The sequence below is a fragment of the Streptosporangium sp. NPDC000396 genome (genome assembly GCF_042898655.1).
Lineage (GTDB): Bacteria > Actinomycetota > Actinomycetes > Streptosporangiales > Streptosporangiaceae > Streptosporangium.
Genome location: NZ_JBIAZA010000021.1, coordinates 168,588 through 176,296 on the forward strand (window position 1 = coordinate 168,588; position 7,709 = coordinate 176,296).

A 7,709-nucleotide genomic window follows, 5' to 3' on the forward strand; every position below is an offset into this window, starting at 1 on the left:
GGAGTTCGCACCGGGCTGTAGGGAAGCGCATGACTGATCGGGTGGCAGGTGTACGGCTGGCGCCGTACACGACGTTGGGGCTGGGCGGACCGGCCAGGGCGTTCGTGGCGGCGGAGTCGGCGGAGGAGATCGTCGAGCTGGTGGCGGAGGCCGACCGGGCGGGCGAGCCGGTGCTCGTGCTCGGCGGCGGCAGCAACCTGGTCGTGTCGGACGAGGGTTTCGAAGGGCTGGTCGTGCGGGTCGCCTCGCGGGGGGTCGAGGTCGACGGTGACCGGATCACCGTGCAGGCGGGGGAAGACTGGGACGCGCTCGTCGCCCGGACGGTGACGGAGGGGTGGTCGGGAATCGAGTGCCTGTCCGGGGTCCCGGGGCTGGTCGGGTCCACACCGATCCAGAACGTCGGGGCCTACGGGCAGGACGTCTCGCAGACGATCATCGGGGTGCGGGTGTACGACCGCAGGACCGGTGAGGTGGGTGACCTGACCGCCCGGGAGTGCGGGTTCGCCTACCGGCACAGCGTGTTCAAGGAGGAACCCGGACGGCGCGTCGTCCTGGCGGTCACCTACGAGCTGGCCAAGGACGGGCTGTCCGGTCCGATCGCCTACAAGGAGCTGGCCACCCGGCTGGGGGTCGCCCTCGGCGAGCGGGTGCCGCTGGCCGAGGCCCGCGCGACGGTGCTGGAGCTGCGCAGGAGCAAGGGGATGGTCCTCGACCCCGACGACCCGGACACCCGGAACGCGGGCTCGTTCTTCACCAACCCCATCCTCACCGCGCAGGAGGCGGCCGAGCTGGAACGGCGCGTCCCCGGGTTCCCGCGCTGGGACATGCCCGGAGGCTCCTTCAAGGTTCCGGCGGCCTGGCTGATCGAGAACGCCGGATTCCCCAAGGGCTACCGGCGCGGTCCGGCACGCATCTCCACCAAGCACACCCTCGCCATGACCAATCCCGAGCTGGCGGCGACGACCGCCGACCTCCTCGATCTGGCGCGCGAGGTTCGCGACGGGGTGCGGGAGAAGTTCGGTGTCACCCTCGTCAACGAACCCGTCATAGTCGGCACCCTCCTCTGACTTCCGGGCCACCGTGGTCGGTGCCCGCTTCCGGCCGAAGCCGGGAAACCCGGTGCGGGGAAAGTCCTGTGCTGGGGAATCAACGGGTGGGTTCCAGCTGTTAAGGTCAGGTGGAAACACCCGAGGGGGAGTAGTCCCAATCGCGTGATCGACATACTGGCGCCCCTGGCGCCCGGTCGCGCGGGCCTGGAGTCCAAGCATCCAGGCGGACGAGACCTTCGGCCTGGCAGGCATACGTCGATGCCGCCGGGCCGAAGCCGTGCCCGACTCCCCGGGTGCCGCCTTCCGGCCCGATGGCGTGCGGAAGGGCGATCTCGTTGGAAGCGTTCTGGATCAGTCTCGCTGTGATCTTCGTCGCCGAGCTCGGTGACAAGAGCCAGCTCATGGCGATGACCTTCGCGACCCGGTTCAAACCGTGGCCGGTCCTCGCGGGCATCACCCTGGCCACCGCGGTGGTCCACCTGGTGAGCGTCGCCGTGGGCGGGCTGGCCGGTGATCTCCTCCCCACCACGGCCATCACGATCATCGCGGGCCTGGCGTTCCTCGGCTTCGCCGTGTGGACGCTGCGCGGGGACGAGCTGACCGAGGAGGAGGCGCAGAAGGCGCGGCGCACGACCCGGTCGGCGCTCATCGCGGTGACCGTCGCCTTCTTCCTCGCGGAGCTGGGTGACAAGACCATGCTCGCCACCATCACGCTGGCCACCCAGCACGGCTGGTTCGGCACCTGGCTCGGCTCGACGGTCGGCATGGTCGCCGCCGACGCGCTGGCCATCGCGGTCGGCAGGATGCTCGGCAAGCACCTGCCCGAGAAGCTCATCCGGTACGGCGCCGCCGCCGCGTTCGCCCTCTTCGGCGTGATTCTCCTCGTCGAGGCCCTGCGCCAGTAGGACCGCAGCTCGACGAGGACGTACGGGGTGACCGTGGTGCCACCGGTCGGCCGGTGGCACCACGGTCATGGTGCGGTGAAGCTTGCCTGCGGGTGGAGCGTCAGTAACCGGGCGGGGGCGTGGCCCCGGGCCCGGGGGTCACGGTCAAGATGATGACACCGTCGTTGTAGGTCCCCGCATTCTGTACCTTCCAGCCCGGATCGATCCGGGTTTCGGGAACGTCCTGTTCGTAACGCTCTCCCTCTTGGCCCTCGGGCAGACGCCAGGCCAGTTCGTATGCCACCCGAAGATCGCGGTCGCGCACCATCTTCACGGCCTCGGCCACGGAGCGGCCCGTGAGGTCCACCCCGGCCATCGCCTCGCCCTGCCAGCTCGGGTCGGCGGGATAGGCGTACTTCTCCCCGGGCTTGGCGGGCCGGGGCACCTGGAACTTCACATGCCCCTTCAGGTCCACAGGGACGCGGAATGTGCTCGTGCACCCCTTGACGCGATAGGCACAGCCAGTCGAGCCAAAGCTCACCTTGCCGACATCGGGGTCTTTGTCGACTCCCAGGATGTCTCTGTCATCCTGCGGCGAAACGGGCATCTCCGTCACTGAGACGTTCAGTCCCAGCTCCCGGAAGGCCTTTTGAAGATCTTCCGGTTTGGTGTCGGTGACGTAGAAGACGTACTCGTCGCCGTCGCGGTCGACTGTCACCGCCTGGTTGGCGTACACCTGGCCGGAGACCTTGAACAGGGTCGGCGCGACGACGAACGTTCCCGCCAGGGCCATGGTCACGGCCGCGGCGATCACGAGGCGCCGGGAGGTCAGGCCGGGCAGGAACCGGCGACGGCGCTGTTGCGTGGCCGGTCCGGTCGCGACGATCTCATCCAGCAGCGTCCGGGCCCCCGCGCCGGACGCCTGGCCGGACAGATTCTCGTCTTGAACCCTCGCCAGGTTCGCGATGAGCTGATCATTGGTGTTCACGGCGACTCCTCCTTGAGAAGCGGCATACGTGACGGAGACGATTCACGGCTGGATCGCACCCCGGTTTCCTCCAGCGCCCGGGCCAGGCGTTTGCGCGCCCGGTACAGGCGGATGCGGACGGCGTTGCGCGAGCAGCCCAGGACCCCGGCGATCTCCCCGGGGTTCAGGTCTTCCCATATGGCCAGCGAGAGCAATTCGCGGTCATCGTCGCCGAGCCGCTCGAAGGCCTCGCTCACGGCTTGCGTGCCGGGGCCGGCTTCGGCGACCGTCATGGCGTACAGGCGTTCGGTCTCGGCCCGCAACTCGGCGTGATGGGTTTCGCGGCGTCGTTCCCCGCGACGGTGATTGGCCAGGACGCGGCGGGCCGTGCCGTACAACCAGAGCTTGGCCCGCTCTCCGCGCGGGAGCTCACCTATCCGCCGCCAGGCGACCATGTAGGTTTCGGCGACGATGTCGGCGGCGTCCTCAGGAGAGGCGCATCGTCTCATGACGTAGCCGAGAATCTGCTCGTAGGTGTTTCGGTACACCTCCTCGAAATGGGTCCGGACTTCCTCATCCACGCGTCACCCTCATCAAGGCTCCCTGGATCGTTTTGGGGTTTCGATCCGTACATGTCCGTGGATTTCGTGAGGATTTCCGGCCCAGCTCATCCGGTACGGCGCGCCGTGTCCGCTCTCTTCGGCGACCGGCCGGGAAGCCCGCGGACCTCCCCACCGCGAGCCACCGCCCTCCCTCTCAGTGGGGACAGGGGTCTTCTCGCGGGATGGTCCGGGAGGTCAGCCGATCAGGGCGAGGCGGTGGGCCGCCGCGGCGGCCTCGCCCCGGGTGGCGACGTTCAGCTTGCCCAGGATGTTCGAGACGTGAACGCTGACCGTCTTGGCGGAGATGAAGAGCTCGGCGGCGATGTCGCGGTTGGACCGTCCCTGGGCGACCAGCCGGAGCACCTCCTGCTCGCGCGGGGTCAGCAGGGGCTCGGCGCTGGGCGTCTCCTCCTCCGTCAGGGAGACGCCGACCCGGCGGGCCAGGGACTCGATCTCGGTGACCAGCGGCCGGGCCGACAGCGCGAGGGCGATCGGGTAGGCCGTGCGCAGCCGTACCGCGGCGCCGTCGCGATTGCCCGCGGCGGCGGCCGCCCACCCCGCGTAGAGCAGTGATTTGGCGCGCATGAAGGGACGGTCCAGCCGCTCCCATGCGATGGCCGCGGCGTCGTGGTCACGGTTGACGCAGAGCCGGTAGGCCTCGGAGACCGGGCTGTTCACGGTCATCGCGGACGCGGTTCTCTCGATCTGGTCGCGCAGCTCCGCGGCACGCTCGGGCGCCACCACCCCGGCGATCTCGCATACCCCCGCCAGCAGGGCGAGCATCCGCCAGCCCAGCATGGGTTTGCTGGTGATCCGTGCCGTGCGGACGACCTCCTCGGCCACCTCCAGCGCGGTCAGCGGCTCGCCGCTCAGCAGGTGCAGGCCCATTTTGAGCCGGGCGTTGGCCGTCAACTCCTGGGTGAACTCCTCCTGGATGGCGAAGTCGTTCACCTCGTTCAGGACGGACTTGATCACATCCACCTCGCCACGCGCGATCGCCACGTCCGCCCGGATCCGGCGCAGGTGATGCCGGGTGCGCAGGGGTGGGTCCATGGCGAGTGCCCGATCGAGCACCTCGGCCGCCTCGTCGAAGCGGCCCAGTGTCTCCAGCGCTTCGGCCCGGTTGTTGGCCATGAACGTGCCCGAGATGCGATAGCGGCCGTACTTTCTGGACAGCCGTTCGCCTTCGAGGGCCAGCTCGGCCGCATGGGCCGAGCGGCCCATGTTGTTCAGCGCGTCGACGTTGTTGGCCATGGCGCGAAGGATGATGCGGCCGGAGCCGACCCGCTCGCCGATCTCCTGAGCGGTGGTGTTGATGGCGATCGCGGCGTCGAGATGTCCGGCGATCGAGTGGCCCAGGGCGAGATTGATCATCAGGTCGGCCTCCAGGCACTCGTCCCCGTGCTCGCGGGCGATTTCCAGCGCCTCCTCGGTGAGCGCGGTCCCCTCGGCCACCTCGCCGCTGAACATCAGGAAGGAGCCCAGCTTGGACAGCACGAAGGCGCGTTCCAACCCCGGTTCGGGGACGAGCCGTTCGGCGTAGCGGAGGTCGTCGAGCGCCCCGGGCCTCCGCTTGGACTGCTTGAGCAGCGACCGCCGTACCAGGAGTTCGGCCACCCGAGCGGGCTCGGCCTCCTCGTCCAGCTCGTCCAGCGCGGCCTTGACGAACTTCATGCCGCGGTCGAGCTCGCCGCAGGCGTTGGCCGCCTCCGAGGCATGCTCCAGGACCGTGGTGTGGTCCACGCCGATGCGCTCCGCGGCGTCGGGGACCTTGCTCCACAGCGTGAGGACCCGCTCCAGGAGCTGGACTTTCTCGTTGTAGGCGAAGGTCTTGGCGGCCTTGCCCGCCGCCTCCCAGGCGGAGATGAGGGCCCAGAGGTCGTCGCGTGCGGAGTACCAGTGGTGGGCGATCTCGATGGCGGCCCTGCCGGGCGGGACCAGCGTCCGATCCTTGCCGATCTCTTCGGCGAAGCGGGCGTGCATCCGCACGTGTTCGCCGGGCAGGAGCTCGTCGTGTACGGCCTCGCGGATCAGCGCGTGCCGGAAGGCGTAGGCGCGGCCGTCGGCGACCTGCAGCACGTTGGCCGCGACGGCCGGCCGCAGCGCGCCCTCCAGATCCACGTCGGACAGGCCGGTGACCGCGGCGAGCAGGTCGTGGCCGACCCGGATCCCACCGGCGGCGGCGATGCGCAGCACTCGCTGGGTCTCGTCGGGAAGCTGCTCCACGGAGCCGATGATCAGGTCGTGCAGGGAGTCTGGGAAGGAGTTTCCGCTCCCGGACTCGACCAATGCCTCGACGAACAGGGGGATGCCTTCGCTGCGCTGGAAGACCTGGCTGACTCGCGCGAACTCGGGGGCGGTGCCGAGGATTCCGGCCATCTGGGCGGCCACCTCGTCCTGGGTGAGCCGGGGCAGGTCCAGCCGGAGGACCCCGTCCACCCGGCTCAGCTCGGCGAGCACGGGCCGGAGCGGGTGCTGGCGGTGCAGGTCGTCGGAGCGGTAGGTGAGGATCATCAGAACCGGCGCGGTGCGCAGGTTCCGGCTGAGGAAGGCGATCAGGTCGCGGCTGGAGCGGTCGGCCCAGTGGATGTCCTCGATGACCAGGATCACCGGATGGCGTTCGGCCAGCCGTTCCAGCAGGGTGAGGATCTGCTCGAAGAGCCGCGCACGGGCGGTTTCGTTCTCCACGTCGCCGCTCGGCTCGCCGAACTCGGGTAACAGCCGGGCCAGGTCGCGCGCCGCGCCTTCGGGCAGCAGGGCCGCGACCTCGTCGGCGCTCCACTCCCGGACGAGCTGGCGGATCGCCGCGGTGAACGGCGCGTAGGCGAGACCTTCGGTGGACAGTTCCACACAGCCGCCGATGAGAACACGCGCCCCGTCACGGGCGGCTTGTTCGGCGAAGCAGCCGATCAGTCTGGATTTCCCGACTCCGGCCTCGCCGCCGAGCAGGACCGCCGCAGCGGCATTGTTGCGTGCCTGCTCGAAAGCCACGGTCAGGCTCGCTAGTTCCGCCTCCCGTCCCACGAAGACGGGGCTCACTGCCCGACCAATCATGTCGTCCAGCATGTCATGCCTTATGGGTGAATATCGCCCTCTTTATCGCTGGGCGAAAGCGGTCTCACGGTCCCTGAGAGGCCCGGCCGGACGGGAGGAGACGGCCGGGCTCTCGTGAACGGGTCATGCCGCGCTGATCTTGCCGAAGAGGCTCCGGCGGCGTACGCCACCGGCCTGGCTCTTCCTGGCCTTCTCCACCTCGCGGGCGCGGCGGTGGTCGGCGGCCTGCTCGCGAAGCTCGGCGCTGCGGTTGATGATCATCTGGAAGTGAAGCTCGGGACCCATTTCGGGTTCCTCCTTGGGTGTTGCGGTCTTGCAAGGTGCGATTTCCTTACACACTTAAGGTTCGTCCTAAGGCCCCCGCCTCCACATCAGGCGGATGTCTTATCTGCGAGGTGGCCTTCGCCCTAGGACTGCCTAAGTCGTCCCGGTCACCGCCTTAGGCAGGTGCCCTACGGCTCTCCGGCGGCATAGGTATGTGGCGTCCGTGCTGGTGAGCCGCCTTTGACGAGGGCTCTGGGCGCCGGTGGGCCGCCTTAGACGCAGGGCCCTGTACGGCCCGGCCGGTGCCTGCCGGGCGGGCCGGTGTGCCCGGTGCGCCCCGGATGCGGGTGATCGCGGGAGGCAAGTCGGCGACGGCTTCTCCTGCCCTGCCGCTGAGCTCGGCGAATGTTGACGAAAACGAGTGACGGGGCTGGGCAGTGTCCAGTTTGGAACTAATCACACCAGTAGGCATCCTGGAGAGGTGTCAACTATGACTTCGTTCGCTGACGTGGCTGCCTCCAACGCCACGTTGCGAGCCTTCCTCCATGGCCTGCCCGGTGTGGACCGGGTGGGCGCCGACCAGCGAGCCGCGGCGCTCGGTACCCGATCGATCAAGACGACCGCCAAGGCACAGGCCATCGACCTGGCCATCCGCATGGTCGACCTGACCACCCTGGAAGGGGCCGACACGCCGGGCAAGGTCCGCGCGATGTGCGCCAAGGCGCTCCGCCCCGACCCGACCGACCCGTCGGTGCCGCAGGTGGCCGCGGTGTGCGTCTACCCCGACCTGGTGCCCGTCGCGGTCGACGCGCTTCGCGGCTCGGGGGTGAAGGTCGCCTCCGTCGCGACGGCGTTCCCCAGCGGCCGCTCCTCGCTGGAGGTGAAGGTC

Annotated in this window: 6 protein-coding genes and 1 pseudogene; 3 read left to right on the forward strand and 4 right to left on the reverse strand. The window is 69.2% G+C overall.

The window, feature by feature from the left end:
* Positions 1 to 29 precede the first annotated feature (29 nt).
* A complete protein-coding gene (locus ACFY2X_RS30895; RefSeq protein ID WP_389945032.1) occupies positions 30 to 1,067 on the forward strand; it encodes a UDP-N-acetylmuramate dehydrogenase in 1,038 nt (345 codons plus the stop codon).
* Positions 1,068 to 1,384: 317 nt separating this feature from the next.
* Positions 1,385 to 1,954 carry a TMEM165/GDT1 family protein gene (locus ACFY2X_RS30900; protein WP_389945036.1) on the forward strand — a complete coding sequence of 190 codons (570 nt, stop codon included), beginning with the start codon at positions 1,385 to 1,387 and terminating at the stop codon, positions 1,952 to 1,954.
* Positions 1,955 to 2,054: 100 nt separating this feature from the next.
* Here ACFY2X_RS30900 and ACFY2X_RS30905 read toward each other — a convergent pair whose 3' ends face one another.
* From ACFY2X_RS30905 to ACFY2X_RS30920, 4 genes are all read right to left on the reverse strand, one after another.
* Positions 2,055 to 2,921: a hypothetical protein gene (locus ACFY2X_RS30905; RefSeq protein WP_389945039.1), complete on the reverse strand. Its 867-nt coding sequence runs from the start codon at positions 2,919 to 2,921 to the stop codon at positions 2,055 to 2,057.
* Complete coding sequence (locus tag ACFY2X_RS30910; RefSeq protein ID WP_389945042.1) at positions 2,918 to 3,481, reverse strand: RNA polymerase sigma factor; 564 nt, start codon at positions 3,479 to 3,481, stop codon at positions 2,918 to 2,920. Before ACFY2X_RS30910 ends, ACFY2X_RS30905 begins: the two co-directional genes overlap by 4 nt.
* Before the next feature lie 216 nt (positions 3,482 to 3,697).
* Positions 3,698 to 6,556, reverse strand: a complete 2,859-nt coding sequence (locus ACFY2X_RS30915; RefSeq protein WP_389945045.1) for a helix-turn-helix transcriptional regulator — start codon at positions 6,554 to 6,556, stop codon at positions 3,698 to 3,700.
* Between the two features lie 123 nt (positions 6,557 to 6,679).
* Entirely contained in the window at positions 6,680 to 6,841 is a 162-nt protein-coding gene (locus ACFY2X_RS30920; RefSeq protein WP_389945048.1) for a hypothetical protein, read from the reverse strand.
* A 469-nt stretch (positions 6,842 to 7,310) separates the two neighbouring features.
* Here ACFY2X_RS30920 and ACFY2X_RS30925 point away from each other — a divergent pair.
* Positions 7,311 to 7,709: pseudogene (locus ACFY2X_RS30925) on the forward strand (deoxyribose-phosphate aldolase); the annotation flags it as partial.